The sequence below is a fragment of the Chryseobacterium sp. Tr-659 genome (genome assembly GCF_011752975.1).
In the GTDB taxonomy this organism is placed as follows: domain Bacteria; phylum Bacteroidota; class Bacteroidia; order Flavobacteriales; family Weeksellaceae; genus Chryseobacterium.
This window is the reverse complement of sequence record NZ_VWWP01000002.1, coordinates 679,484-704,143: the sequence shown is the minus strand read 5'-3', so window position 1 is coordinate 704,143 and position 24,660 is coordinate 679,484. Positions and strand designations below refer to the sequence as shown.

Here is a 24,660-nt window from a genome sequence, read left to right as displayed (position 1 = left end):
TGCGCTTTTTGCTTGTATATTATCTAATTTCCGGGTAAAAATCCGGGTACTTTTCTTTGCGGATTAACCTGTTCAAAAGTGTAAGCCATATTGATGAGTTTCCCTTCTTCCCATTTTCCGGCAGAAAATAAAATTCCGACAGGTAATTCGTCAATGTATCCCATCGGAAGTGTAATACTGGGGTATCCCGCAATAGCTGCGGCATCAGCACTTCCAAACGAGTATGAATCTCCGTTTTTGAGATCTGTTTTCCAGGCTTCAGTGGTTGCAGGAGAAATAATGGCATCGAGTTTATACTTATTCATAGTAAAATCTATTCCTTTCTTTTGGCTTCCTTCCTGTACTGATTTTAAGGTTTGCGGGTAATTCTTATCTTTTATGCCATTGCTTTTAGCGGCAAGTTCTAAGAATTCCTGACCGAAATACTGTAATTCTTCTTTGTTATTTTTATTAAAGGTAATTAATTCATCAATATTTTTAATAGGTGCGTTCTTTCCCAGAGATAAAAAGTAATCATTTAAACCGTCTTTAAATTCATTAATCATTAATTCAAAGGATTTTTGCTGCACGTTTTCTGAAATAATATCATTGTCTATCTCGATAATAACAGCTCCCTGGGCTTCTAAGACTTTTAAGGTTTTTCTGAATAATTCATCTACTTTTTTACTGGCTCCTTTTGTAATTCCTTTTACATATCCTAATCTTTTTCCTTTCAGTCCGTTCAAAGTAAGGAATTGGGTGTAATCTTTATGCAGATATGGCGCGTTTCCAATTGTTTTTATATCTTTTTTATCTTCACCAGCCATTGTTCCCAGACTTATAGCAATATCTCTTACTGTTCTTGCCATAGGCCCTGAAGTATCCTGAGTATTTGAAATAGGAATGATTCCCTGTCTGGAAATTAGTCCAACAGTAGGTTTTAACCCGACAATTCCGTTGATGCTTGATGGGCAGATTATAGAGCCGTTGGTTTCTGTACCTATGGCAATAATACCAAGATTGGAAGAAATTGCAGCTCCTGAGCCGGCACTGGATCCACAGGTATTCCTGTTCAGAATATATGGATTTTTAGTAAGTCCTCCCAATCCGCTCCAGCCACTGGTAGATTTTTCACCTCTAAAGTTGGCCCATTCACTCAGGTTGGTCTTTCCGATAATCACAGCTCCGGCTTCTCTTAATTTTTTTACCAGGTAGCTGTCTTGCAGGGGAAATGAATCTTTTAAAGCCAGAGAACCGGCTGTATTGGGCATTTTATCATGAGTATCTATATTGTCTTTTAACAAGACAGGAATCCCGAACAAAGGCTTGTTTTTAGATTTAGAATCAAGATGATCCAGAGAATCAGCAATTTTGACGGCATCAGGATTGATGGTGATTACAGAATTCAACTGTACACCATTTTTATCAATATCATGAATCCGTTTAAGATAGGCTTCAACAACTTCTTTTACAGTTGCTTTATTATGCTTGTAAAGATTTTGGATCTTCTGCACATCATATTCAAGGTATTTGAATGATTGATCCGATGTGTTTTGGGCTTTTATACAAATAGAGGCAGCAGCAAAAACCACAATAGATAAGATGCTTTTTTTCATTAAGATGTTTTTTCAAATATAAATAATAATCCTAAATGAAAATTGCCATTAACACAAAAGCACAGAAAAATCTGCGCTTTTGTTTATCTTCTCTAATAAATTATCTATTTGAAGCTTCAGCATAGCAGAGACGCCTCATTTATAATTATCCTAGTACGGTTACTCCCTTTTGGATCATTTCATAGATCGCATCTCTGGCATTGTCCGGCTTTACATTTACAGCTCTGGTTCCATTGAAGTGGAGACAGGTAACATAGCCATTGGCCACTGCATCTAAAGCTGTGAATTTCACACAATAATCCAGTGCAAGGCCCACGATTTCCAAAAGTTGAATATCATGATATTTCAGGAAATCATCCAGCCCGGTTTTCATAAAGTGATTGTTATCCTGGAAACCGCTGTAGCTGTCGATTTCAATATTTTTTCCTTTTTGTATGGTGTGTGTTACTTTATCCTGATTGAGATCTTTGTGGAATTCTGCTCCGAAAGTTCCCTGGATACAGTGATCTGGCCACATAAACTGAGGAACTCCATTTAAAATAATACTTTCTCCAACTTTTCTTCCATTGCTGCTTGCGAAACTTTTATGACCTGCAGGATGCCAGTCTTGTGTAAGAACAACCTGATCATATTGGTTTTCTTCCATCAAAAGATTGATATATGGAATAATTTCGTTAGCTCCAGGGACTGCAAGTGCTCCGCCTTCACAAAAATCATTCTGTACATCGACTATTATTAACGCTTTTTTCATATTTAGATTTCTCGAATTTTTGATAAATTTACAAAACTAATCCGCAAAAACTTGTCCAAAACCGAATTATCGGACAAATCGGCAAAGTAAATTTTTAATAGGGCAAGAATGAGAGGGTTAGAAATAAAAATAATTAAACTTTGTCTGCAGCCTATTGAATTTTGAGGTTTACACCAAATCTCAATAGCTTATCTTTGCAGGAAATAAGTATTTTATGTCATTTGAGTCTTTAGGATTATCACACAATATTATTCGTTCTGTAAAGAAGTTAGGGTATTTAAAACCATTTCCAATTCAGGAGCAGGCTGTTCCCATAATTTTGCAGGGAAAGGATCTGATGGGAATTGCTCAGACTGGTTCCGGGAAAACGGCTTGTTTTGTGATGCCGATTTTAGAAAAATTACAGAATTCGGAAGTTAAAAAAGACCGTAATATTCAGATTTTAATATTGGTTCCTACCCGTGAATTGGCTATTCAGATTGATGATGTCTTCAGAGCTTTTACAGAAAATCTTAAGAGAGAAGTTCGGACAATGGCTGTTTATGGAGGTGTTTCTATCAATCCACAGATGAAGGGAATGTTTGGAGTGGAGGTTTTGATTGCTACTCCGGGACGTTTATTAGACTTAATTGATCATAATGCGTTGAGTATTTCGGAAATTAAGCATCTGGTGATTGATGAAGCAGATAAAATGTTTCAGCTGGGCTTTGGTGAGGAAATGAATAAGCTGTTTGCTTTGATGCCTGTTGCAAAACAAACCACATTATTTTCTGCAACTTTAAATGATAAAGTAGCCGAAATGAAAGAGCGTCTGTCCATTAATCCTACTATTATCGAAATTAAAAAAGAAGAAGTTGAAATTGATAATATTGAGCAGCTTGCCTATCATGTTTCCCCTGAGAATAAAGGTCCTTTTTTACGATATCTAATCAAAGAAAAGAAAGTGGAAAAAGCTTTGATTTTTGTTTCATCTACAAGATCTGCAGATAATCTGGTAGAAAAACTGAAAAAGAATAAAATTAAAGCAGTAGCTATTCACAGTCAGAAATCACAAGGAGCCAGAAGAAATAACCTGGAAGAATTTAAAGTGAACGGAGCTCAGATTCTGGTTGCAACTGACCTGATTGGGCGTGGAATTCATATTGAATCTCTGCCGTGTGTCATCAATTACGAATTGCCGCGTTCGCCTTTGGATTATATTCACCGTATTGGTAGAACAGGGCGTGCCAATGAAAAAGGAACAGCGATTAGTATTTTAACGGATGATGAACTGCAGCATTTCAGGGTAATTCAAAAGAAAATGGGCAGAAAAGTAACTCTGCAAAGAACAGAAGGGATTGATTTGCATGGTTATTAATCATTGATAATAAATAAAAAAGGTTTCAGTTTTTACAATTGAAACCTTTTTTAATGAAAAATTGGTACCACAAAAATTATTATCGGTACAATTAATGCTTTATTGACTTTAGATTCTTGAATTTTTGATAAATTCGCACAAACTGATATTTGTAAATTGTCCTGATAGATAACGATAGGACAAATCGGCAATAATTAAAAATTAAAACCCTGAACAATGAGTGATTTAGAGAAAAAGAAGTTTCCAATAGGACAGTTTGAAGCACCAGAAAACATATGCGACACTACATTGGATGCTTATATTAAAGTGATTAAGGACTTTCCCGGCAGACTAAAAAATCTCATTGAACATTTTACGGATGATCAGCTGGATACTCCATACAGAGAAGGAGGATGGACGGTGAGACAGCTTGTTAATCATCTTTCTGACAGCCATATGAACAGTTTTATTCGTTTTAAACTGGCTCTTACGGAAGATAACCCTACCATTAAACCTTATGACGAAGCCAAATGGGCAGAGCTTCAGGATAGTTTTCATATGCCGGTAAAACCTGCTATGAGAATGTTGAGAGGAACCCACCAAAGATGGGTTACTCTTCTTAAAAGCCTTACCAATAAACAATTTGAGAGAACTTTTCATCACCCGGAGCATCAGAAAAACTATAATTTGAGAGAAAGTCTGGCATTATATGTCTGGCACTGTAATCATCATTTTGCTCATATTGAAAATCTGAAGAAAGAAAAAGGTTGGTAAAGAAGAGTCTTAATAATCCCAAATATTATAAGGAAGTTGTAAACAGAATTTCCAGCCTCTCCGAAAACTCTCCCGGGAAATGGGGGAAAATGAATGCAGCTCAGATGTTAAAGCATTGTGATAGGGTTCTTCAGGTGGCGCTGAAAAAGATTGAACTTCCCCGCATTAATGTCCTTTTTGAGACAATAGGGATCATTACCAAAGCAGAAATGTATGTTTTCAATAATGGAATTCCCAGAAACATGCCTACTTTTCAAAAACTAATCGTTAATTTTGAGTGTGATTTTGATGAATCGAAAGCCAATCTGCTGGAAACACTGGAGGAATTCCGGAAGGCATGTGACCATAAAACCCTGCCGGACCGCCACAGCCTGTTCGGAAATATGACAGAAAAGGATTGGGAATTTTTAGAGTATAAACATCTTGATCATCATTTAAAACAATTTAATGTATGAGTTTTTTTGATAAAATATTCGGAGGAAAGAGTGATGCTCCTGATCAGAAATCTTTCTGGAAAAAGATAGAATCTGAAGGGGATCTTGAAAAAGCTGTTGAAGAATCTTTTCAGCATAAAATAGCAATATTCAAACATTCAACAAGCTGTTTCATCAGTAGAACCGTATTGAAGAATTTTGAAAAAGAAGTTGAGAATTCGGAACAGGAAGTTCATGTGTATTATCTGGATCTACTGGCTCACAGACCAGTTTCCAATAAAATTGCAGCAGATTTTGAAATCAGACATGAAAGCCCGCAGCTGATTGTAATAGAGAACGGAAAGCCCGTTAATAATGCTTCACACCAGGATATTTCTTTAAGCCAGATCGTATCATGAAGAATATAAATGATTATTTAGCCAAAGTTTTAAATGTTCCGCTTCAAAGTGTGAACGCTTGCAGTTTACATTATGAAGTTAAAAAGATTCCCAAAAACCAGTTTCTTCTTCAATATGGCGAAATATGCCGACATATATTCTTTGTAGAAAGAGGCCTTTTAAAGATGTATTCTATTGATAAGAACGGCAAGGAACATATTATTCAGTTTGCTCCTGAAAGCTGGCTGATCTCTGACCGAAGCAGCCTTTATTTCAATGAGAAATCCATTTACTATATAGAAGCAGTGGAAGATTCGGAAGTGCTGTTCCTGCATCCTGATTTTTTCAATAAACTGGTAGAACAGTTCCCGAACAGTATTGAGCGTAGTGATTTTCTTCTTCAAAAGCATATCAGAAGCCTTCAGAACAGGATCAATTCGCTGTTGGGAGAAACTGCGGAGGAAAGGTATATGAAATTCATTAAAATGTATCCGGATCTACTGTTGAGGGTTCCGCAATGGATGATTGCATCTTATCTTGGAATTACTCCGGAAAGTTTAAGCCGCGTGAGAAAAGAACTGGCAAGAAAAAATTTCGTACCGGACAATAAATAAAAAAGGCTGGAAGAGGGAAGCCTGAAGTTCTAGTAAATATAAAAGAACTTCAAGAGCTATAAGATGTCCTTTATATTATCAATAAGAATTGAGATAAGCTATTTTTAAAACTATTTTGACTTCAATCTTCCAGCTTCCTTACTTTAAATAAATCTTTTTAGCAAGATTTCCAATCTGTCTAAGCTTAGTTTGTGTATTTTCCGACCATGGAAGCCCGATGCAGAGCCTCATGCAGTTTTCAAACTGTTCCTGAAAAGTAAACATCCTTCCGGGTGCTATACTGATATTCTGTTTGATGGCTAAGTCGTATAATTCAGTGGTTTTAATACTCTTATCAAATTCCACCCATAATGATAATCCGCCCTGTGGACGACTGGTTTTTGTTCCTTCCGGGAAAAACTCAGCAATGGTTTGAACATAATTCTGATAATTGCTTTGCAATGTTCTGCGAAGCTGCTGAAGATGTTTTTCATATTTTCCGGATTTTAGGAAGTTGGCTACGGCTTCATTCACAATAGAAATTGAGGAAGTGGAATGAAGAAGTTTAAGTTTCAGTATCTTGTCTTTATATTTTCCGGGAGCAATCCATCCAACACGATATCCGGGAGCCAGCGTTTTTGAGATAGAACTGCAATACAGCACATTTCCATCTTTGTCAAAAGATTTGCAGCATTTGGGCCGGCTGGAACCGAAATATAGATCTCCATACACATCGTCTTCAATCAGGGGAATATTATTTTCTGACAAGATTTTTACAATTTCTTTCTTATTTTCATCAGGCATACAGCTTCCTAAAGGAGAATTGAAATTGGGGATCAGCAGACACAGATCTATTTTAGGAATTACCTTTTTCAGGGCTTCAATTTCGATACCTGTAGTAGGATGGGTGGGAAGTTCGAGAACTTTTAAACCAAGTCCGTTGGCCAGCTGCAAAATTCCTGGATAGCAGGGGCTTTCAATGGCAATTGTATCTCCGGGTTTTCCCAGCGCCATTAAGCAGAAAGATAGGGCATTCATTCCGCCGTTGGTGGTAATCAGATCGTTTTCGCTCAAATTTCCTCCCCATTGCAAAGAACGGATAGCGATCATCCTTCTCAGTTTCAGATTTCCCTGAAGTTCTTCATACTCTGTACCGCCTTCTTTTAATTCCCTGATGGCATTTACGATTTCTTTTTTCAGTTTGGCCTGAGGCAAAAGATCCCCGGAAGGAATTCCGATTGAGAAAAAAGTCATCTCTTTTTTACCCATATTTTCATACACCTTGCTGATCAGCTCATCAGGTTCGTCATTATTCGCGATTAAAGACGGGCGGCTTACTTCGGGTAAAGGAAGTTTTACAGACAAAAGCTGGCTTACAAAATAACCCGACTGCGGCTTTGATTCTACCAGTGATTGAGATTCCAGTTCCAGGAAGACACGTTTTGCCGTATTCATACTCACCTGATGTTCCTGGCACAACATTCTTACTGAAGGAAGTTTATCTCCCGCCTTTAGAATACCGGTTCTGATCTGCCCTGCAATTCCGTCTGCAATTTCTGTATATAAAAATTCTTTGCTCATATTTTTAAACTGTGCTCATGCAAATATACAAAACTGATACTGTGTTTATCAATTTATCCTTTCTAATTTTGAACCATCAATTAAACCTTATCAAAATGATGACAAATACAATCTCAAAAGATCAGGCAGTAAGCGGATGGATCAATGGTTTCATAGGCGTATTGCTTTTTAGCGGTTCAATGCCTGCAACTAAACTGGCGGTAATGGAAATGGATCCTATATTTGTAACCATAGCCCGGGCAGTGATTGCCGGAGTACTGGCACTTGCAGTTTTGTTATTCTATAAAGAAAAACGACCTGCAAAGAATCAGATATTTTCTTTAGTATTGGTAGCTATTGGCTGTGTGATAGGATTTCCTCTGCTTTCTTCTTTGGCTTTGCAGTATCTTACTTCTGCCCATTCTATTGTATTTCTTGGAATGCTACCTTTAGCTACTGCTATTTTTGGGGTATTTCGTGGGGGGGAAAGACCGCATCCTGTATTCTGGATTTTTTCGGTGATCGGAAGTCTTTTGGTTATCGGGTATGCCTTTTCACAAGGAATTTCGGCTTCCCCAATAGGCGACATTCTGATGCTTCTGGCGGTTATCCTTTGTGGATTGGGATATGCAGAAGGAGCTAAATTATCCAAAACATTGGGAGGCTGGCAGGTTATTTCATGGGCTTTGGTAATTTCTTTACCTGTAATGCTTCCGTTATTTTTTATCTATTTTCCAACCAACCTGGAAGCGGTTAGTTTCAAAGGCTGGTTTGGATTAGGCTATATTTCATTGTTCAGCATGTTCATCGGATTTATATTCTGGTATAAAGGCTTGGCGCAGGGAGGGATCACCTCAGTAGGACAATTGCAGCTGCTTCAGCCGTTCTTTGGTCTTGCTTTAGCAGCTTATCTTCTTCATGAGCAGGTAAGTATAGGAATGCTGGGGATTACAGTTGGTGTTATTTTATGTGTTGCAGGAACTAAAAAATTTGCCAAGTAAAATGATATAGATTCACTTTCTATTGTAAAATAAAATCCGTTTTAGATGATAAAACGGATTTTTATTATTTATAAATCAACATCACATATATTATTATTAATGACAAATGATTAATAATATAATTTAAAATCATTATTATAAAGTATATTTTTAACTTTTTTTAACGATTTCTGTGATAATGAAGGTTTGATTTTTGCATGCCTCTTATGAAGTTCCCCAATGATATTTTTTACTAAGATGAATTTTAAAAAATAACATTAAAAAACAAAGTATTATGGTTATTGACGAAAATATTTTGCACTCGGCGGGAGCAGAAATAAAGCATTACAGCCCATCTGAATATTTATTCAGCCAGGGCGATATTCCTCATTATTATTATCAGATTATTAAAGGAGAGGTAAAGCTTAACAACTACAATGAAGACGGAAAAGAGTTTATACAGAATATCCTGTCTGACGGGCAAAGCTGTGGAGAGGCCATACTTTTTATAGATAAACCTTATCCAATGAATGCTGAAGCAATGACAGAATGCAGTGTATTGAGACTTCATAAATCGAGTTTTTTCAACTTATTGAATGAATCTCCGCAAATATGTATGGAAGTGAGCAGCTTTCTTTCTCAGCGTCTCTATTATAAGTTTGTCATGATGCAGAACATTTCATCTCAGGATCCATCAACAAGACTTAAAGGATTAATGGATTATCTTAAAAGTTTTCAGGATGATGAGAGCCCATATTCTTATATGATTCCGCTAACGAGGCAGCAGATGGCCAGTCTCACAGGATTATGTGTAGAAACTGCCATAAGGACTATCAAAAACATGGAAAAAGATAAAATTGTTAAAATTGAAAACCGAAAGGTTTTGTATTGAGAAACGGTCTCAATTAAATATCTTTATAAAAATCACAAAAGTATGAAAATAATAAGCTGTATGAATATTGATGAAGATCTTCTGTATTCATTTGGAGGGGAAAACAAAGTGTATAAAAAAAGTGAACCCGTTTTTAAGGAAGATGATTCTGTTCTTTATTACTTTCAGATTGTACAAGGAAAAGTAAAGCTCAATCATTATAATGAGGATGGAAAGGAATTTATTCATAATATCTTAGGCAGAAAGCAGAGTTTTGGAGATGCATTTCTTTTTCTTAATCAATATTATCCAATCAATGCTATATGTCTTGAACCTTCTGAAATAATAAGACTTCCTAAACAAAAATTCATAGAAATGCTGAAACAGAATCCTGATCTGTCGCTTGATATGAACGCTTGCTTTTCACAGGAAATTTATTACAAACAGAAAATGATACAGAATATGGCTTCTCAAAATCCGGTTCAACGGCTGAAAGGACTTCTTGATTATCTGAAAAGCTATCATTCTGAAGATTGTGGAAGCTGTTTCCATATCAAGTTTACAAGACAGCAGATTGCTAATTTAACAGGATTGCGCGTGGAAACAGTAATCAGAACATTGAAAAAAATGGAAAAAGAGGGAAGTCTTAAATTAGAAAACCGTAAAATTTTATACTGATCTTCTGAAGTATGATCAAGATCATAAAAAAGTGAATTATTTTATTGTAATTTTGATTAGCTAATTTTCAGTGTGTTACAATAACAACTGGGAAAATAGAAAATCAATTTTCTGCAAAAAGATAAATTATACCTGATAAGCCATATAGAAAAAATATATGGCTTATTTTAACCATAAAACCGGAGATATCGACGGTAAGCTAAATAGAAGACCTTATCAAAGCTATCAATCTGAGAAGTGGTTTCAAAAGCAGGCCGGCTTGTATATATACCAAATAAATAACAGTATTTAAAAGCTTCTGAAAACTAATGCCTATTTAATATGATATTTGAAAATGAGACTTTACAGCATTCCGGGCTGAATGATAAAAATAATGTTTTGGAAAATCAATCGTTATTTCCTGTTATTATTAACTCTTACGGAGTTACGGCTTTTCTGATCAAATCATTAGAAAAGATCAGAAAGAATGCAACATGTGAAGTTATGAAAAACGTCATAGACACTCATATTAAAGAATATATTTTACATATCCGTGAGTTCCACATGAAAAATCTAGTGAATATTACCGATATGGAGACAAAAATAGAAGTTGAAGAACCATCTTTTACACTCTATGCTAAAACCGCTTACTATAAGGTTGTAAAAGAAGAGGAGTATATTAATAGATTTCTTATGATGCTTGAAAAGGGTAATCAGGAGTAAAAAAATAGATTCATAAAGTACATTGAATCAAGCTATGAAAATGTAATAAAAACGGATCAATCCTTTTCACCACTTTATATATCAAAAAGCTGCAGTCTATTTTATTCAGCAGCTTTTTTATCCTTTTCATTGCGGATATTAAGTTCGATTTCGTTTAATTTCTTTTAAAAATAATATTATGGAATTTCAAAAGAATCTTCTTGAATATATAAGCCAATCACTTATAAGTATAGATGAAACCATTTCAATTGCTGAAAGTGTTACTTCAGGATGTTTACAGCTTGCTTTTTCACAAATGCCCAATGCACCTGTGTTTTACAAGGGCGGAATAACAGCATACACTTTACCAGAAAAAGTCAGACTGTTAAATGTTGAAGAAGAAGATGCTGAAGATTGCGGATGTGTATCAGGCAGTATTGCGGGAACAATGGCCCTGAATGTTGCCAGGCTCTTTGAGTCTGACTGGTCTATTTCAACAACAGGTTATTGTACACCCGTCCGCAGTTCTGCATACAAAATTTTCACTTATTTCTCATTTTCGTATAAAGGAGAGATTATTTTAACCAAAAAATTAGAATTGCACCCAAGAACCCAAGCGCTGAATGCACAGATTTATTATACAGAATTTATTCTAGGATGTTTTAAAAGTGAGCTCAACAGATTACTGATCTTAAAATAACAACAAAATCGGTTTGCTTCTCTCCATTAAACTTCCGCATTATTTTTATACTTATTTAGCCTTGGCTTTGTTTTCATGACTGCAAAGTAAGATAAAGTAAAGGCTGACAGACTTTGATATCCAATTCTAAAGGCTACTTCGCTTAAGGTATATTTTTTAGTATCTATTAATTCTATACTTTTTAAAATCCTCGTGAGCTGCAAGTATTTTTGCAGCGTGATTCCTGTTTCTTTTTTAAAGGTTCTTTGAAGGCTTCTTACAGACATCTGTGCTTTTTCAGCCAATGAATCAATATCAAGATTGTATTTAAAATTGGAATTGATATCCTGGCAGACAGGAATCAATCGGGTATCAGCTGGTACGGGAATTTCCAAGCCATTGCTTTCTTTACAGAAATTAGGAAGACTCTTTAAAATAGCTTTAAAAAAGATATCCTGTTCTTCATTTTCAATCAGAGACTGGTTCCATTTGGAGGCATAAAGCAGCATTTCTTTTAAGACAGAAGGAACAGCAAAAACCTGTACATTCTGATAAAATTCATCTTCAAAAACAGTCTTAAATAAAAATACCATCAGATTTACGGTTTGCGCTTCAGATGTAATTTTATGGGCTTTTCCGGATGGAATCCAGATCACGTGATGTTGAGGAACAATATAAATTTTCTGATCAATATGAAAATACTGATAACCTTCCTCTACAAAAGTAAGCTGGGCCCGGTTGTGGTTATGTTCATGGTCATCATGTTTCCAATTTTTCTCACACCAAACATATGCTTCTTTTTCAATTGTATCTACAAAATGGTTTTCCGTTTTTTCTGTCAGGCCACATTTCATGTTGTCGTTTTGTATATATTTTTTGGCAAATTTAATAAAAACGCCAATACTAATTTTGTATTATCAATCTAATAGATATTTTCAACTCAGAAGTTATTAGATTTTGATTCATTCTGAGTTGAAAAAGCATATAAGAAGTTAATATAAACAAATCAACAATATCAATTTATATCTTTATTCAGCATGAAAAAACGATGTCTTTTTTTTATCTTAATTTTATTATCTAATATCACCAGCATCATGGCACAAAATAAAGCGAAAATATTGGTTCTGATTCATTCGGATCAAGGCGGAACCTATGAGTTGGCTAAAGAAATAGCCAAAGGAATTGAAAGTGGAAACAATGCTATTCCTTATATTAAATTAGTAAAAGCATCCCAAAATCCTAATCTTAAAAACCTGCCTGTAGCTACAGTGGAAGAGCTTCCCGGCTATGATGGGATTGCTTTTGGCTCTCCTGTGTATTTTGGAAATATCAGTACCGGAATGAGTGAATTCTTATCTAAAACAGTAGATATCTGGACTCATCATGCTTTAGAAGGAATTCCGGCAACCGTTTTCATGTCAGCAGGGAGTGGGGCAGGAAAGGAACTGGCACTTCAGGCATTCTGGAACAGTCTTGCTGTACATGGAATGATAATGGTACCCAACGGAATCCGTGGAACGGAAGAGCTTAATAAGGCAATTCCACAGGGCAACAGTGTTTTGGGAATAACAAGTATGGCTTCCTTAAAAGATGTTGAAAGGCCTACAAAAGGAGAAAGAAATATCGCTGAACTTCAGGGGAAAAACTTTGCGAAAATAGCATTGGCGTTAAAGGATACACACCCTAAAAAAACGGTATTAGTTGTTGAGAATCATCAGAATTTCAGTGAGGTTTTAAAACAGAAAAATATTATGCTCCCACAAGTTCCAAAGCCTGCGGGAAATTATCAGCCTTTCGTACGTTCAGGGAATCTGGTATTTATTAACCAGGTGGCTTTAAAGGACGGAAAAATTTTCAATCCTGGAAAGCTGGGCGTTGAAGTAAATGAACAGCAGGTAAAAGATGCTACAAAAGTAACAATGCTTAATGTCATTTCTGTATTGAATGAAGCTGTTGGAGGAGATTTAAGCAAGGTGAAGCAATGCGTTCAGCTTACGGGAATTTTCAATACCAAAGATGATTATACTAAACATGCTGATCTGATGAATGTAGCTTCTGATCTTACTGTTGAGGTTTTTGGAGAAAAAGGGAAACATGCGAGAGCTACATTAGGAGCTTCATCTATCCCTGTAAATTCTTCAGTGGAGATCCAGGCTATTTTTGAAGTGGAATAGTTGGGTTATTATTCTGAAACACTCTTACAGATTAAAAAAATTATGCTGGTTTTCTAAGTATACCTTCTTGATTTTTTTAATCTGTGAGAGATGATAAAAAGTTTTTCAAACCTATCAGCACTCTGCTTATTCGGATAATTTTGTAAAGACCTCTGAAATAACAGGTATACTTTGTGCTAATTGATCTTCAGAAAGTGCACCATAACTCAATCTGAACCCGTTGATAGGATTCTGGCTGTATTGTTTCGGATGAATGATCCTGATATTTTTTTCAAGGAGTAAGTTCGTTGCTTTATCCCAGTCCAGTTTATGCTTAGGCACGATCCAAAAAGCCAGCCCCCCTTCAGGTAAAGTGAAATCTGCAATATCCTTCATATATTTATTCAATAAACCGTAAACAAAATCTCTTTTGTTTTTGTAATGAACGGTAGCCTTCTTGATATGTTTTTTTACAGCACCCTCCTTAATCAGCTGTAAAACGGCCTGCTCCATAATAACATCTCCGTGTACATCAATAATCTTTCTCAGACTTCCTATTTTGTTTAGCAGTTCCTGATTTTTTGTTGCGAGATAGCCGATTCTGAGTGCCGGAGCAACTACTTTACTCAATGTTCCGATATATACATAATTCTTAAGCTCCGGAAAACTTGAAACAGGAAGAATAGGACGGTAGCCAAAATGAAATTCATTATCATAGTCATCTTCAATAATTGTGATATTGTACTCATTGGAAATCTCAATCAGTCTTAACCTTCTGGATAGGCTTAAAGTAGCGGTCGTAGGGTATTGTCTGTGTGGAGTAATGTAAATTGCCTTTATATGTTGGTGCTGCTGTAAAAGTTTTTCTATAGCTTCAATACTGATTCCTTCCTTATCTACGGAAACGGGTAAAAGCTTTGCTCCTGCATACTCGAATGCCTGCCATGCCGGTTTATATCCGGGATCTTCTACAATTACCTCATCACCGGAAGTAAGAAGGGTTTGAGCAGTAAGAAACATTCCCATCTGGCTCCCTCTGGTGATTGAAATTTCATTTTCATGAATCTGCATTCCCCGCTGATGATTGAGCATTTGTGTAATCATTTTCCGAAATTCCGTATCACCATGTTCATCCCCGTAACCCATCATCTGCCACTTTGCTTTTATACCGAAGATTTGTCTGTAAGCTCTTGCCAGTTCGGTTACAGGTGCAATTTTACTATCAGGGTGGCCATCATCAAAATTGATGAATATCTGATTTGACATCACTGATGGATTATGGTCATCATTCATCCTATGGGTCCGGTGTTCATGTAATGCCGGAAGTTTATCAGATACGAAAATTCCTTTTCGCTCTTTAGAGATAACCCATTCTTCATTAATCAATACCTGAAAAGCTTCTACAACCGTATTTCTATTGATTTTCAGGGTTAGAGCAAGATTTCTGCTTCCGGGGAGAGCATCTCCGGCTTTCAGTCTGCCTGAACGAATATCAGCAATAATGGTATCTGCAATCTGTAGATAAACTGCTTTATCAAGCTTTTTATCAATTTCTAATTCTAATTTCCAAGGACGTAACATCTGGACTACTTATTTATGTAAAAACTGAATCATTTAAACAGTCCAAATATAAAATAATTTTGTCATGCAATAAAGCACAAAACCATAATAATTTTAAAATCATGGATAAGAAACAATTTAGTTCAAAAGATTTTCACGAAACATTTGCAAGACCAAAGTATGTAAAACCGAGTCATTTGCTTCATAAAAATGTAGAAAATGCCGGGGAACACAACCAGTTTTCAACAGAAAGAAAACACCCGGTGTTCTTTGTGGATCTTCCAAGTAAAAATGTCAGTATGACGATCGGAGGTTTATTACCCGGACAACAAACCAACAGACACCGTCATACTTATGAAACTGTTCTGTTTGTGATTGAAGGTAAAGGCTGGACAGAGGTTGAGGATGAAAGAGTACATTGGGAAGCTGGAGATGCTGTATATATTCCTTCATGGGCATGGCATAAACACCAGAATCTAAGCGATACCGAACCTGCCAAATATATCGCCTGCGAAAATGCTCCTCAGTTACAAAATCTGGGAGTTGCCCTAAGAGAGGAAGAAGGCAGAGATCTTTAACATTGATTTAAGCCATTAAGAAAGTATGTGGAATACAGGAAAGCTTCAAATATTCCAATTTAACTTAACATTCATAGCCGCTTTCTCATTTCTTAATGGTTTAATCTTCCCAAAAATTATTTCAACTTTTAAACAAAGAATTACATGAAAAATGTTCCATTTAAAGGCATTATTGCTTATCCAATTACTCCCTTTGATGATAAAGAAAAAGTAGATATTCCTCTTTTTAAACATCTGGTAGAAAGGCTGGTTACTTCCGGAAGCCACGGAATTGCCCCGCTGGGAAGCACAGGAGTAATGCCGTATCTTTCTGATGAAGAAAAAGAAGCGGTTACTGAAGCCACCATACAACAGGTAAATGGAAGAATACCGACTCTTGTTGGGGTCTCCAATCTTACCACAGAGAAAACAATCCATCACGCAAAGTTCGCTGAAAAGGCTGGCGCTGAGGCAGTGATGATTATTCCTATGAGTTATTGGAAACTGACTGATGATGAAATTGTTGCACACTATGATGCTGTAGCCAGCAAAATCTCTATCCCAATTATGGCTTATAATAATCCTGCAACCAGTGGAGTAGATATGTCTCCGGCTTTGTTGAAGAGACTGCTCGAAATTCCAAACGTAACAATGATTAAAGAAAGTACGGGAGATGTACAGAGAATGCATTATTTGAGAAAAGAGCTGGGGGAAGATGTCGCGTTCTATAACGGTTCCAATCCTTTGGCGTTGGCGGCTTTCTCTGCCGGAGCAAGAGGCTGGTGTACGGCGGCTCCCAATCTCATTCCTGAGCTTAACATTAGTCTTTATAATGCTGTAGAAGAAGGTAATCTTGAAAAAGCAAAAGATGTTTTCTATAAGCAGTTTGATCTTCTAAAGTTTATTGTTAATAAAGGGCTGCCAAGAGCAGTTAAGGCAGGTCTGAATATTTTGGGTGAAGAAGGCGGAAATCTGAGAAGTCCTTTAAAACCTCTTCATGAAAAAGAAACGGAAGAATTAAGAAATATTATTAAAACCATTCATCATTAATTGAGACAACTTATGAAAAAGTCAATTTTTTATCACGCAGGATGTCCTGTCTGTGTAAGTGCAGAGCATGATATCATAGATCTTATCGGTCTGGAAAATGTGGAGATCGTTCATTTAGGAAACGATAGAAATAGAATAGGAGAAGCGGAGAAATCGGGAGTGAAATCGGTGCCGGCTTTAGTTACTCCTAACGGGAATGTACTTCATATTAATTTCGGAGCATCTATGGAAGATGTGAAGAAATAACATTATTAATCTTGTGTTGACGACCCGGCTTTCCGGGTCGTTTTTTATTATCTCTCGCAGATTTTTCTGATTAAGCAGATATTTTTGAATGTATAAGAATACAGATCATCATGATATAAGCAAGGCTTTAATTGCTAAAAAAGAGAAATTGATGTACATTTGAAGAATGCAGATATCACCTCCAAAACATCTTGCTCCGTTTATCAGACATTATATCTTTTTGGAAAACTCAGGAAAGGATACGAGGAATGTCCGGTTGTTTACAGATGGGAGTTCCGGGCTTATTTTATCCGGAAATATGAATCTGCATTCTCCATTTTCGGGAGAGAGTATGCCGCTCTCATTTTTCTATGGTGCATTGAGCAGTTACAAAGATTTCTATTCAAAAGGGGAGTTTTCTTTGGTAGCCGTAGTATTTCAGCCTTATTTTTTAAATATGCTGATAAAAGCTTCAGCTAAAGAGGTCTGTGATCAGATTATCTCTGTTGAAGATGTCTTAAAAAATCAACTAGAGCCTTTTCAGGAAAAACTTTTAAAAAAAGCGGACCCTTTGTCTGTCATTAATGATCTCAATATTTTCTTTACTGAATTTTTAACTGATAGGATGAATGCAGATTATGAGCTTATAGCCGCAGTTCAGCAATATATTCTGTCCCATAGAGGTTCTGTATCATCAAAAGATTTGGAAAGGTTTACAGGGTATTCTGAACGGCATCTGGAAAGGAAATTTGAAAATCATATGGGGCTATCTCCCAAAAAATATGGAAATATCATTCGTCTCCATTATTTCTTGAGCCTGCTCAATAAGCAATCTGCCCATAAAAATATGACAGGACTTTCCTATGATGCAGGTTATTCTGATCAGTCTCATCTTATCAAAGCATTTAAAAATAATATCGGATTGACTCCCAATCAATATATAAATACAAAAAATAAAATGGCGGTTAACTTTATTGAGCTGTAAATTATTCATGTCGGAATTGTACAATTTTTCAGGAAAAGAGTGATCTAGTTTTGCTGAAAAAACAATGAATATTAAAATTTCAACCGCACAATTTGAAAATAAAAGCGGAGATAAAGCTTATAATCTTTCCGTGATAGAAAAATTAGCCAGGGAAGCTTCCGAAAAAGGCTCCCATGTGATTGCTTTTCATGAATGTTCTGTTACCGGATATACTTTTGCCCGTAAACTTTCTAAAGAGCAGCTTCTTGATATTGCAGAACTTATTCCTGAAGGAGAAAGTATACAAAAATTAAGAGAAATTGCGGAACGATATGATATTATAATTTTATCCGGCCTTTTCGAGAAGGATCAGGATGATAATTTGTTCAAAGCATATGTATGCGTTGACAAAACAGGACTGAAAGCCAAATACAGGAAACTTCACCCATTTATTAATCCCCATCTTATTCCGGGGAATGAATATTGTGTATTTGATATCCTGGGGTGGAAATGTGGTATTCTGATCTGCTATGATAACAATATTGTTGAGAATGTAAGGGCAACAAGGCTTTTGGGTGCAGAGATCATTTTTATGCCTCATGTTACTATGTGTACGCCTTCTACAAGGCCCGGAGCAGGGTTTGTAGATCCGAAGCTTTGGGAAAACCGAAATACAGATCCTACTTCATTGCGCCTGGAATTTAACGGTATGAAAGGCAGAGACTGGCTGATGAAATGGCTTCCGGCAAGAGCTTATGACAACGGAGTTTATCTTATTTTTTCAAATCCTGTTGGAATGGATGATGACCAGCTTAAAAACGGATGTTCTATGATTATTGATCCTTTTGGGGATATTATAGCAGAATGTCATTCATTTGAAAACAGTTTTGAATCTGCACTGCTTACCCGTGAAAAGCTTACACAGGCGGGAGGGCACAGGTATATTCAGGCACGCAGACCAGATTTATACCGTGAGATTATCGGGAAACAACATCTTCCGGAGCAGAAGGTGGTATGGCTTAACGATAAACCCTTATAAAGAAATCATCTCTCCTGTATATTATTTACGGGAGAGATGATTTTTTATTGATTAATTGCCTTTTGCAGGTCTGTCCAGGCTCCTCCATTATAGATGTGTTTAAAGCCTCTTTCTTTAAGGATATTTTCAGCTTTTACACTTCGAAGCCCATGAGAACATACAGTGATATATGTTTTTTCCGGATCTAATTCTATATACCGTTCTCTGATTGTTCCTAATGAAATATTAACAGAACCTTCTATATGTCCCGTATCATATTCTTTTTCAGTTCTTACATCCAGAATAATAGCTCCTTTTTTTAGCAATTCCGGCAATCCGTTGTCTAAGGTCTGGAAACGGTAAACTTTATAGACAACATAAAGAATAAGAACAATTCCACAGAAAATAAGAAGACTTTTCATAGCTTGCTCAATATTTTTTTGTCAATATAAAAAGTTCCAAAAGGAATGAAGCAGGCAAGAATCACTTTCCAGGTTACTTCTTTAAACTTCCAGTTTTGTTCTACACCAACACTTAGTGTGTTAAATAGAAAAAGCAGGAATAATGTTCCATGGACTGGTCCCATTAATCTTACAAATATTGGGTTTCCTATCCAGTATTTTATAGGAACGGCAATACATATCAAGCTTAATAATGAAATCCCTTCCAAAATAGCCAGAATTCTCAACTGGCCGATTTTTGTTTTAAATAAATCCATCATAATTATCGGAAATAAGGTCTGTTTACAAAAGGAGAAAAAGGCCATGGAATTGCAATGAAAATAATCATCAGTGCAATAGAAAACCAGATGCCTATTGTTTTGAATTTTTCTTTGTCTGAAAGTTTTCTTTTAGCTAAAGCGGAACCAATCGTAATGATAATAATGGCCGTAATCATCAATGTAATATGGATCAGCCCAAAGAACAAATGTTCAAAAGATGCTGTGGCTTCATTTACATTCTTCCAAAAATACTTGATTACAGGACTTTTTAAATAGAATATCATTCCTATGATTAACTGAATATGAGCAATGGAGGCTGTCCAATGCCTTACAGAATCATCTGTTTTTGTAAATTTTCTTTGTGACTGATATCCTTTGAAAGAACGGTAAATAGCATAAGTCAAGCTTAACAAAACCAGCCAGCGGGTTTGAGAATGTAAAAATGTAAGTGTTTGATACATCGTTTATTTTTTGAACACAACAAAGGTATAATAAAAACATACTAATTAGTATGTTTTTTGAAAAAAAAATTATTGAAGTGTTTTAAAATAAGACTTAAGTCCTTTTAAATAAACAAGATAAACTTCTTTTGTGTTTTCCAGTTTCCCCATATTTCTTACTCCCCAATAGCCTGAAATAACAAAAACGCTTACTTCTCTTGCACTTACTTCTTTCTTGATGAATCCGGCTTCTTTCCCTTTTTCAATACTTTCTGCAAGAGCTAGTTCCCATTCTTTTGAAAGTTCATACAAAGCTTGAGTAAAAGCATGGTGCCAAGGTGCCATTTGTTGAACGAAATTAGATGTGGGGCAGCCATATTCAACCTTTAAAAAGTCGTTTTCCATCAGAAGATCATGCATAATGGTATAAATACTGTCTAAAGGATTTTGGCTGTTCTGAAGAGAATTAATGAATATTTTCCTAAAATTGGGCTTCATCAGATCATTAATAATGGCGAGTCCCATTTCATCCTTGGTTTTAAAATGATAGTAAAAGGCACCTTTAGTTACCTGAGTCGTTGCGATAATTTCATCAATGCTGGTTGTCTGAAACCCTTTTACATAGATTAATTCGAACGCCTTCTGGAGAATAGTAAGACGTGTGGCTTCTGATTTCTTCATTAAAACTTCTGATTATTTTACAAAGGAACAAATTTTAAATTTAAAGTCTGTTTAAACTTTTTACTAAACCACAAAAGGCATAAAAGCATTTTACTAAATTATTAGTTTTCAAATAGCCATATTTCATAAATCTCAATATCCGTAAAGACAAAAAACTTTCCTTTTTTAGGAATATTTTGGGTATCCAATCCGGTGAATTCACTGAAAGCCGGCAGTAACAGCTGATCTGCTGTAAGAACAAAGCAGGGGAGCCGGATATTTTTTACCGAAGAATTCAAAATGATTCCCGGGTGAATATGCCCTGTAATCTGAAATCCGGAAACGGAAGCATCAAAATCATGGATAAACCGGATGCCTGAAATATCCAATAATCCGGATTTATAGCTGAAACATAATTTCTTTTCCAAAGACTCCGAGATACGATCATGATTACCTTCAATCAGATAAAACCGGATATCAGGATACTGGTCTTTCCACAGACAGAATTCATCAACATCAGAATTGTCGCCGGCATGCAGCAGATCCCCAACCACGATGAATTTTTCGGGTTGAAAATATTCTATCAATGCGGAAAGCCTTGCCAGATCACTTTTCATAATGTGATTGGCCAAAGCAATTCCGTTTTTCCGGAAATGTGCGGTTTTTCCGATATGAAGATCAGAAAGAATCAATGCTTTTTCCTTTTCCCAGAATACTGCCCGTTGATTGGTCAGGATGAAGGTTTCATTTTGAATAGAAATGCTTTTTACGGCTATAAACACGTTGTATAAATTGAAAATTTAGAGTTAAAAAGTGAACTTTACATCAAATAAACTAACCTACTTTTCTGCTTACATGAAATTTTTCATCAAAAACATAGGTCAGAGGAACACCTGTCGCAATTTCTCTTTCTAGAATTTCTTCCGGTGATAGATGCTCGAGATACATGATCAATGCACGCAGGCTGTTTCCATGTGCTACGATCAGTACATTTTCCCCATGTTTCAACAAAGGTTTAATCTCAGTTTCAAAATAGGGAATAACCCTGTTATAAGTATCTTTAAGGCTTTCTCCTCCTGGTGGAACCACATCATATGATCTTCGCCAGATATGAACCTGTTCATCACCATATTTTAATGCGGTTTCAGCCTTGTTCAATCCTTCAAGATTTCCGTAAGAACGTTCATTCAGTGCTTTATCCATAACAACCGGAATATTGGGGTTTCCGATTTCTTTAAGGATGATGGACAGGGTATGCTGTGCCCTGATAAGTGCCGAAGTAAAAGCAATATCTATTTTTTGTCCTTTTAAGGCAATACCTGCTTTTTTGGCTTCCTCAATACCTGTTTCGGTTATATCGATATCCTTCCAACCTGTAAATCTGTTTTCAAGATTCCAGAGTGATTGTCCGTGACGGACCAAGAATAATTTTTCCATTATTTTAAACTTTATATTACTTTCAGAGAAATATACTCTAAGGTACGATGATTATTTAAACTTATCAAGATATTTAACGTTAAGATTCCCCCAAAATTTATGTTTCATAATTAATCATTCGTTACTTATTCCCTGCAGCTTTAGCATTCTTTTAATTCTTGCATCAAGGCCTTCGCTGGAAAGTGTCTGCCTCAGACTGTCTACTTTGATCGGGAAACTTAATGGAGTAAATGAACGGGAATGCTTCAGGATAATTTCAGATTTTTCAATCCGTTTAAAAGCTTCTACAAGGCGCTGTTCCTGCAGCTGCATGTTAAAAACTTCGGTATAAGCCTGTCTAATTAAAAAGTGATTGGGATTATGATCTTCAAGTACCTTAAAAATAAGTCCTGCAGAACTTTGTAATGATTTATTAGAGCGCTGCTGCCCCGCATAATTCTGAATGACCATTCCTGAAATAACGGCAATATCCCTAAATTTCCGTCTTGCCATTTCTGCCGAATTAATGCTTGCAATAACATCATTCATCAGGTTTTCCCGGGTTAAAATCTGATGTAAGTTATCTTCATTTAAAGGAATTTCTTTATCACTGAACAGCTCAAACCCGTAATCATTCATTGCCATAGAAAAGGAGATCGGAGCTAGTTTCGAAATACGATAGGCAATCAAAGCAGCCATCACTTCATGCACCAGACGGCCTTCAAAAGGATACATAAATAAATGGTAACCTTCACGGTTTTTGATCATTTCAACCAGAAATTCATCTTCTTTGGGAATATGAGAGTTCTCTTCCTGATTCATTAATAACGGGTGCAAAAATTTAAGTTCTTTTTCAGAAGCTTTCGGATTTAAAGCATGTGAAAGTTTTTCTCTTAAAAATTGTCCCAGATCGGAACTTAAAGGAAGTCTTCCTCCAAGATAGCTAGGGACCAGGGCTCTTCCTTTGGCGGCTCGCACATAAACCGTCATGTCTTTGATCATTACAACTTCAAGTGTACGTCCGGCCAGAATAAACTTTTCCTCTTTTTTGAGTTTTGAGATAAAATATTCTTCAATCATTCCTATATAGCCTCCAGAAATAAATTTGACCTTCAGCATAGCATCACTTACAATTACTCCCATATTCATCCGGTGAAGCATTGCAATTTTTCTTGATGTAACTTTATATAAACCGTCTTCCATAATGACAATTTTATGGAATTCTTCATAGCTTTTTAAAACACTGCCTCCAATCGTAAGAAATTCCAGTATGCTTTTCCATTCCTCATCCATTATTTCACGGAACGAGTAGACCTTTTTAATTCTTTCATACAATTCATCGGGATAGAAACCATTCCCAACTGCGAGTGTCATCAGAAATTGAACCAGAACATCAAAGCATAAAACCTGAGGCTCTCTTGGTTCAACAACTTTTTGTTTTACCGCTTCTTTTAAAGCAGAAACCTCAATCAGTTCAAGAGAATGGGTAGGAACACAATATATTTTTGAAGTTTCAAAAGGGGAGTGTCCGCTTCGGCCGGCCCGTTGGAGAAATCTTGCCACTCCTTTTGCAGAGCCGATCTGAATGACGGTATCCACAGGTTTAAAATCAATACCAAGGTCTAAGGATGAGGTGGAAACCACAGCTTTTAATTTTCCGGAACTTAAATTTTCTTCAATCCAGATTCTTAAGTGGGCATCAATAGAGCTGTGGTGAATAGCAATCTGCCCTGCAAAGTCGGGATGAGCATCCAGCAGCAGCTGATACCACATTTCACTCTGGCTTCTGGTATTGGTAAACACAATGGTAGATTTTGATTCCAAAATGATCGGAACTACTTTATCTGCCAGTTTATTACCAAGATGTCCCGCCCACGGTAATATCTCAACCTCGTTCGGAAAAACAGGAATAATATCTATTTTTTTATGTTCTTTAGCGGTGATCTTTACTTTTTTACAATCGTAAGGAATAAGAACTTCCATGGCTTCATCTAGATTTCCGATGGTTGCTGTAATTCCCCAGATTTTTATTTTCGGAACATATTTTCTGAGTTGTGAAATAGCGAGTTCTGCCATTACCCCTCGTTTTGAACCCAGTAATTCATGCCATTCATCCACAACAGCACATTTCATCTCCCGGAACAATGTTTCATGATTCTTCTGTGCCATAAGAAGATGAAGACTTTCAGGTGTTACCACCAGGATTTCAGGCATTTTTTTCACTTGCTGCTGTCTTACTTTAGGATCTGTATCTCCGTTTCTCACCCCAACAGCCCAATCCAGCCCGATCTCATCAATAGCCTCCTGCATAGCCTTTGCAATATCTTTGGATAAAGAACGGAGCGGAGTTACCCAAATCATTTTGAGTCCTTTCTTGTAGTTTTCGGGATGATTCAGAAAGTCTGAAACTAAAGCTAAAAAAACGGAAAATGTTTTTCCAAAACCTGTAGGAGCAATTACCATCCCGCTATAGCCGTTTCCAAATTTCTGCCAGGTATCTGTCTGAAATTTAAATGGAGACATGTTTTTGCCGGTCATCCATTGCTGAATGATCTTAAATCCATTGGTATTTTCAAAAGCAGTCAAG

Annotated in this window: 28 protein-coding genes; 16 read left to right on the top strand and 12 right to left on the bottom strand. The window is 36.3% G+C overall.

All coding sequences use genetic code 11. The features are described 5' to 3' along the window. Positions 1 to 23: 23 nt before the first annotated feature. Together F3J23_RS07380 and pncA are read right to left on the bottom strand one after the other, a co-directional pair. Complete coding sequence (locus F3J23_RS07380; protein WP_167026390.1) at positions 24 to 1,595, bottom strand: amidase; 1,572 nt, start codon at positions 1,593 to 1,595, stop codon at positions 24 to 26. Positions 1,596 to 1,740: 145 nt separating this feature from the next. Further along, positions 1,741 to 2,346, bottom strand: a complete 606-nt coding sequence (pncA, locus tag F3J23_RS07375) for a bifunctional nicotinamidase/pyrazinamidase (RefSeq protein WP_167026387.1) — start codon at positions 2,344 to 2,346, stop codon at positions 1,741 to 1,743. A 214-nt stretch (positions 2,347 to 2,560) separates the two neighbouring features. Between pncA and F3J23_RS07370 the strand changes: the two genes are divergently transcribed. The 5 genes from F3J23_RS07370 to F3J23_RS07350 all read left to right on the top strand — a co-directional run bounded on the left by F3J23_RS07370 (position 2,561) and on the right by F3J23_RS07350 (position 5,881). Further along, entirely contained in the window at positions 2,561 to 3,703 is a 1,143-nt protein-coding gene (locus F3J23_RS07370) for a DEAD/DEAH box helicase (RefSeq protein WP_167026384.1), read from the top strand. 216 nt (positions 3,704 to 3,919) lie between these two features. After that, positions 3,920 to 4,456 carry a YfiT family bacillithiol transferase gene (locus tag F3J23_RS07365; protein WP_167026381.1) on the top strand — a complete coding sequence of 179 codons (537 nt, stop codon included), beginning with the start codon at positions 3,920 to 3,922 and terminating at the stop codon, positions 4,454 to 4,456. Beyond that, positions 4,450 to 4,911: a DUF1569 domain-containing protein gene (locus F3J23_RS07360; protein WP_167026378.1), complete on the top strand. Its 462-nt coding sequence runs from the start codon at positions 4,450 to 4,452 to the stop codon at positions 4,909 to 4,911. Before F3J23_RS07365 ends, F3J23_RS07360 begins: the two co-directional genes overlap by 7 nt. Next, on the top strand, positions 4,908 to 5,288 hold the full coding sequence (gene ytxJ, locus F3J23_RS07355; RefSeq protein ID WP_167026375.1) for a bacillithiol system redox-active protein YtxJ: 381 nt from the start codon (positions 4,908 to 4,910) through the stop codon (positions 5,286 to 5,288). Before F3J23_RS07360 ends, ytxJ begins: the two co-directional genes overlap by 4 nt. Further along, entirely contained in the window at positions 5,285 to 5,881 is a 597-nt protein-coding gene (locus F3J23_RS07350) for a Crp/Fnr family transcriptional regulator (protein ID WP_167026372.1), read from the top strand. Before ytxJ ends, F3J23_RS07350 begins: the two co-directional genes overlap by 4 nt. Positions 5,882 to 6,019: 138 nt before the next feature. On the opposite strand, the gene F3J23_RS07345 is transcribed toward F3J23_RS07350, so the two are convergent. Beyond that, positions 6,020 to 7,441 carry a PLP-dependent aminotransferase family protein gene (locus F3J23_RS07345; RefSeq protein ID WP_167026369.1) on the bottom strand — a complete coding sequence of 474 codons (1,422 nt, stop codon included), beginning with the start codon at positions 7,439 to 7,441 and terminating at the stop codon, positions 6,020 to 6,022. 95 nt (positions 7,442 to 7,536) lie between these two features. On the opposite strand from F3J23_RS07345, the gene F3J23_RS07340 reads away from it, so the two are divergent. From F3J23_RS07340 to F3J23_RS07320, 5 genes are all read left to right on the top strand, one after another. Continuing rightward, the gene (locus F3J23_RS07340; protein ID WP_167026366.1) at positions 7,537 to 8,421 is read left to right on the top strand and encodes a DMT family transporter; all 885 of its coding nucleotides are present in this window, start codon (positions 7,537 to 7,539) and stop codon (positions 8,419 to 8,421) included. A 274-nt stretch (positions 8,422 to 8,695) separates the two neighbouring features. Continuing rightward, a complete protein-coding gene (locus F3J23_RS07335) occupies positions 8,696 to 9,292 on the top strand; it encodes a Crp/Fnr family transcriptional regulator (RefSeq protein ID WP_167026363.1) in 597 nt (198 codons plus the stop codon). Between the two features lie 42 nt (positions 9,293 to 9,334). Beyond that, a complete protein-coding gene (locus F3J23_RS07330; protein WP_228455283.1) occupies positions 9,335 to 9,949 on the top strand; it encodes a Crp/Fnr family transcriptional regulator in 615 nt (204 codons plus the stop codon). A gap of 321 nt (positions 9,950 to 10,270) precedes the next feature. Further along, positions 10,271 to 10,651 (top strand): hypothetical protein, encoded by a 381-nt coding sequence (locus tag F3J23_RS07325; RefSeq protein WP_167026360.1) that lies wholly within the window; start codon positions 10,271 to 10,273, stop codon positions 10,649 to 10,651. A gap of 178 nt (positions 10,652 to 10,829) precedes the next feature. Continuing rightward, positions 10,830 to 11,330, top strand: a complete 501-nt coding sequence (locus tag F3J23_RS07320; RefSeq protein ID WP_167026357.1) for a CinA family protein — start codon at positions 10,830 to 10,832, stop codon at positions 11,328 to 11,330. 26 nt (positions 11,331 to 11,356) lie between these two features. Here F3J23_RS07320 and F3J23_RS07315 read toward each other — a convergent pair whose 3' ends face one another. Further along, a complete protein-coding gene (locus F3J23_RS07315; protein ID WP_185156434.1) occupies positions 11,357 to 12,163 on the bottom strand; it encodes an AraC family transcriptional regulator in 807 nt (268 codons plus the stop codon). A gap of 183 nt (positions 12,164 to 12,346) precedes the next feature. Between F3J23_RS07315 and F3J23_RS07310 the strand changes: the two genes are divergently transcribed. Then, a complete protein-coding gene (locus F3J23_RS07310; RefSeq protein WP_167026354.1) occupies positions 12,347 to 13,483 on the top strand; it encodes an Atu1372/SO_1960 family protein in 1,137 nt (378 codons plus the stop codon). A gap of 126 nt (positions 13,484 to 13,609) precedes the next feature. On the opposite strand, the gene F3J23_RS07305 is transcribed toward F3J23_RS07310, so the two are convergent. After that, positions 13,610 to 15,043, bottom strand: coding sequence for a PLP-dependent aminotransferase family protein (locus F3J23_RS07305; RefSeq protein WP_167026350.1), 1,434 nt, complete (start codon positions 15,041 to 15,043; stop codon positions 13,610 to 13,612). Between the two features lie 101 nt (positions 15,044 to 15,144). Here F3J23_RS07305 and F3J23_RS07300 point away from each other — a divergent pair, with 101 nt between their 5' ends. The 5 genes from F3J23_RS07300 (at position 15,145) to F3J23_RS07280 (ending at position 18,857) form a co-directional block, all read left to right on the top strand. After that, positions 15,145 to 15,600: a cupin domain-containing protein gene (locus F3J23_RS07300; protein ID WP_167026347.1), complete on the top strand. Its 456-nt coding sequence runs from the start codon at positions 15,145 to 15,147 to the stop codon at positions 15,598 to 15,600. 144 nt (positions 15,601 to 15,744) lie between these two features. Next, on the top strand, positions 15,745 to 16,629 hold the full coding sequence (locus tag F3J23_RS07295; RefSeq protein ID WP_167026344.1) for a dihydrodipicolinate synthase family protein: 885 nt from the start codon (positions 15,745 to 15,747) through the stop codon (positions 16,627 to 16,629). A gap of 12 nt (positions 16,630 to 16,641) precedes the next feature. Next, the gene (locus tag F3J23_RS07290; RefSeq protein ID WP_167026341.1) at positions 16,642 to 16,875 is read left to right on the top strand and encodes a conjugal transfer protein TraF; all 234 of its coding nucleotides are present in this window, start codon (positions 16,642 to 16,644) and stop codon (positions 16,873 to 16,875) included. Positions 16,876 to 17,041: 166 nt separating this feature from the next. After that, positions 17,042 to 17,839: a helix-turn-helix domain-containing protein gene (locus F3J23_RS07285; RefSeq protein ID WP_167026338.1), complete on the top strand. Its 798-nt coding sequence runs from the start codon at positions 17,042 to 17,044 to the stop codon at positions 17,837 to 17,839. A gap of 64 nt (positions 17,840 to 17,903) precedes the next feature. Further along, on the top strand, positions 17,904 to 18,857 hold the full coding sequence (locus tag F3J23_RS07280) for a nitrilase family protein (protein ID WP_167026335.1): 954 nt from the start codon (positions 17,904 to 17,906) through the stop codon (positions 18,855 to 18,857). Between the two features lie 44 nt (positions 18,858 to 18,901). Here F3J23_RS07280 and F3J23_RS07275 read toward each other — a convergent pair whose 3' ends face one another. The 7 genes from F3J23_RS07275 to F3J23_RS07245 all read right to left on the bottom strand — a co-directional run bounded on the left by F3J23_RS07275 (position 18,902) and on the right by F3J23_RS07245 (position 24,659). Continuing rightward, on the bottom strand, positions 18,902 to 19,258 hold the full coding sequence (locus tag F3J23_RS07275; protein ID WP_167026332.1) for a rhodanese-like domain-containing protein: 357 nt from the start codon (positions 19,256 to 19,258) through the stop codon (positions 18,902 to 18,904). After that, on the bottom strand, positions 19,255 to 19,557 hold the full coding sequence (locus F3J23_RS07270) for a DUF3817 domain-containing protein (RefSeq protein ID WP_167026329.1): 303 nt from the start codon (positions 19,555 to 19,557) through the stop codon (positions 19,255 to 19,257). The genes F3J23_RS07275 and F3J23_RS07270 overlap by 4 nt, the downstream gene beginning before the upstream one ends. A 2-nt stretch (positions 19,558 to 19,559) precedes the next feature. Next, positions 19,560 to 20,018: a hypothetical protein gene (locus tag F3J23_RS07265; protein ID WP_167026326.1), complete on the bottom strand. Its 459-nt coding sequence runs from the start codon at positions 20,016 to 20,018 to the stop codon at positions 19,560 to 19,562. 69 nt (positions 20,019 to 20,087) lie between these two features. Next, on the bottom strand, positions 20,088 to 20,678 hold the full coding sequence (locus F3J23_RS07260; protein WP_167026323.1) for a TetR/AcrR family transcriptional regulator: 591 nt from the start codon (positions 20,676 to 20,678) through the stop codon (positions 20,088 to 20,090). Positions 20,679 to 20,779: 101 nt separating this feature from the next. Continuing rightward, complete coding sequence (gene pdeM / locus F3J23_RS07255) at positions 20,780 to 21,439, bottom strand: ligase-associated DNA damage response endonuclease PdeM (protein WP_167026320.1); 660 nt, start codon at positions 21,437 to 21,439, stop codon at positions 20,780 to 20,782. A 52-nt stretch (positions 21,440 to 21,491) separates the two neighbouring features. Further along, positions 21,492 to 22,094: a 2,3-bisphosphoglycerate-dependent phosphoglycerate mutase gene (locus tag F3J23_RS07250; protein WP_185156433.1), complete on the bottom strand. Its 603-nt coding sequence runs from the start codon at positions 22,092 to 22,094 to the stop codon at positions 21,492 to 21,494. Positions 22,095 to 22,208: 114 nt separating this feature from the next. After that, on the bottom strand, positions 22,209 to 24,659 hold the full coding sequence (locus tag F3J23_RS07245) for a ligase-associated DNA damage response DEXH box helicase (RefSeq protein ID WP_262888150.1): 2,451 nt from the start codon (positions 24,657 to 24,659) through the stop codon (positions 22,209 to 22,211). Between the last annotated feature and the right edge of the window lies 1 nt (position 24,660).

Bases quoted from the DNA above. Each gene is read 5' to 3' on its own strand.
- F3J23_RS07380 (WP_167026390.1), bottom strand. From the start codon at position 1,595: ATGAAAAAAAGCATCTTATCTATTGTGGTTTTTGCTGCTGCCTCTATT.
- pncA (WP_167026387.1), bottom strand. From the start codon at position 2,346: ATGAAAAAAGCGTTAATAATAGTCGATGTACAGAATGATTTTTGTGAA.
- F3J23_RS07370 (WP_167026384.1), top strand. From the start codon at position 2,561: ATGTCATTTGAGTCTTTAGGATTATCACACAATATTATTCGTTCTGTA.
- F3J23_RS07365 (WP_167026381.1), top strand. From the start codon at position 3,920: ATGAGTGATTTAGAGAAAAAGAAGTTTCCAATAGGACAGTTTGAAGCA.
- ytxJ (WP_167026375.1), top strand. From the start codon at position 4,908: ATGAGTTTTTTTGATAAAATATTCGGAGGAAAGAGTGATGCTCCTGAT.
- F3J23_RS07350 (WP_167026372.1), top strand. From the start codon at position 5,285: ATGAAGAATATAAATGATTATTTAGCCAAAGTTTTAAATGTTCCGCTT.
- F3J23_RS07345 (WP_167026369.1), bottom strand. From the start codon at position 7,441: ATGAGCAAAGAATTTTTATATACAGAAATTGCAGACGGAATTGCAGGG.
- F3J23_RS07340 (WP_167026366.1), top strand. From the start codon at position 7,537: ATGATGACAAATACAATCTCAAAAGATCAGGCAGTAAGCGGATGGATC.
- F3J23_RS07335 (WP_167026363.1), top strand. From the start codon at position 8,696: ATGGTTATTGACGAAAATATTTTGCACTCGGCGGGAGCAGAAATAAAG.
- F3J23_RS07330 (WP_228455283.1), top strand. From the start codon at position 9,335: ATGAAAATAATAAGCTGTATGAATATTGATGAAGATCTTCTGTATTCA.
- F3J23_RS07325 (WP_167026360.1), top strand. From the start codon at position 10,271: ATGATATTTGAAAATGAGACTTTACAGCATTCCGGGCTGAATGATAAA.
- F3J23_RS07320 (WP_167026357.1), top strand. From the start codon at position 10,830: ATGGAATTTCAAAAGAATCTTCTTGAATATATAAGCCAATCACTTATA.
- F3J23_RS07315 (WP_185156434.1), bottom strand. From the start codon at position 12,163: ATGAAATGTGGCCTGACAGAAAAAACGGAAAACCATTTTGTAGATACA.
- F3J23_RS07310 (WP_167026354.1), top strand. From the start codon at position 12,347: ATGAAAAAACGATGTCTTTTTTTTATCTTAATTTTATTATCTAATATC.
- F3J23_RS07305 (WP_167026350.1), bottom strand. From the start codon at position 15,043: ATGTTACGTCCTTGGAAATTAGAATTAGAAATTGATAAAAAGCTTGAT.
- F3J23_RS07300 (WP_167026347.1), top strand. From the start codon at position 15,145: ATGGATAAGAAACAATTTAGTTCAAAAGATTTTCACGAAACATTTGCA.
- F3J23_RS07295 (WP_167026344.1), top strand. From the start codon at position 15,745: ATGAAAAATGTTCCATTTAAAGGCATTATTGCTTATCCAATTACTCCC.
- F3J23_RS07290 (WP_167026341.1), top strand. From the start codon at position 16,642: ATGAAAAAGTCAATTTTTTATCACGCAGGATGTCCTGTCTGTGTAAGT.
- F3J23_RS07285 (WP_167026338.1), top strand. From the start codon at position 17,042: ATGCAGATATCACCTCCAAAACATCTTGCTCCGTTTATCAGACATTAT.
- F3J23_RS07280 (WP_167026335.1), top strand. From the start codon at position 17,904: ATGAATATTAAAATTTCAACCGCACAATTTGAAAATAAAAGCGGAGAT.
- F3J23_RS07275 (WP_167026332.1), bottom strand. From the start codon at position 19,258: ATGAAAAGTCTTCTTATTTTCTGTGGAATTGTTCTTATTCTTTATGTT.
- F3J23_RS07270 (WP_167026329.1), bottom strand. From the start codon at position 19,557: ATGATGGATTTATTTAAAACAAAAATCGGCCAGTTGAGAATTCTGGCT.
- F3J23_RS07265 (WP_167026326.1), bottom strand. From the start codon at position 20,018: ATGTATCAAACACTTACATTTTTACATTCTCAAACCCGCTGGCTGGTT.
- F3J23_RS07260 (WP_167026323.1), bottom strand. From the start codon at position 20,678: ATGAAGAAATCAGAAGCCACACGTCTTACTATTCTCCAGAAGGCGTTC.
- F3J23_RS07250 (WP_185156433.1), bottom strand. From the start codon at position 22,094: ATGGAAAAATTATTCTTGGTCCGTCACGGACAATCACTCTGGAATCTT.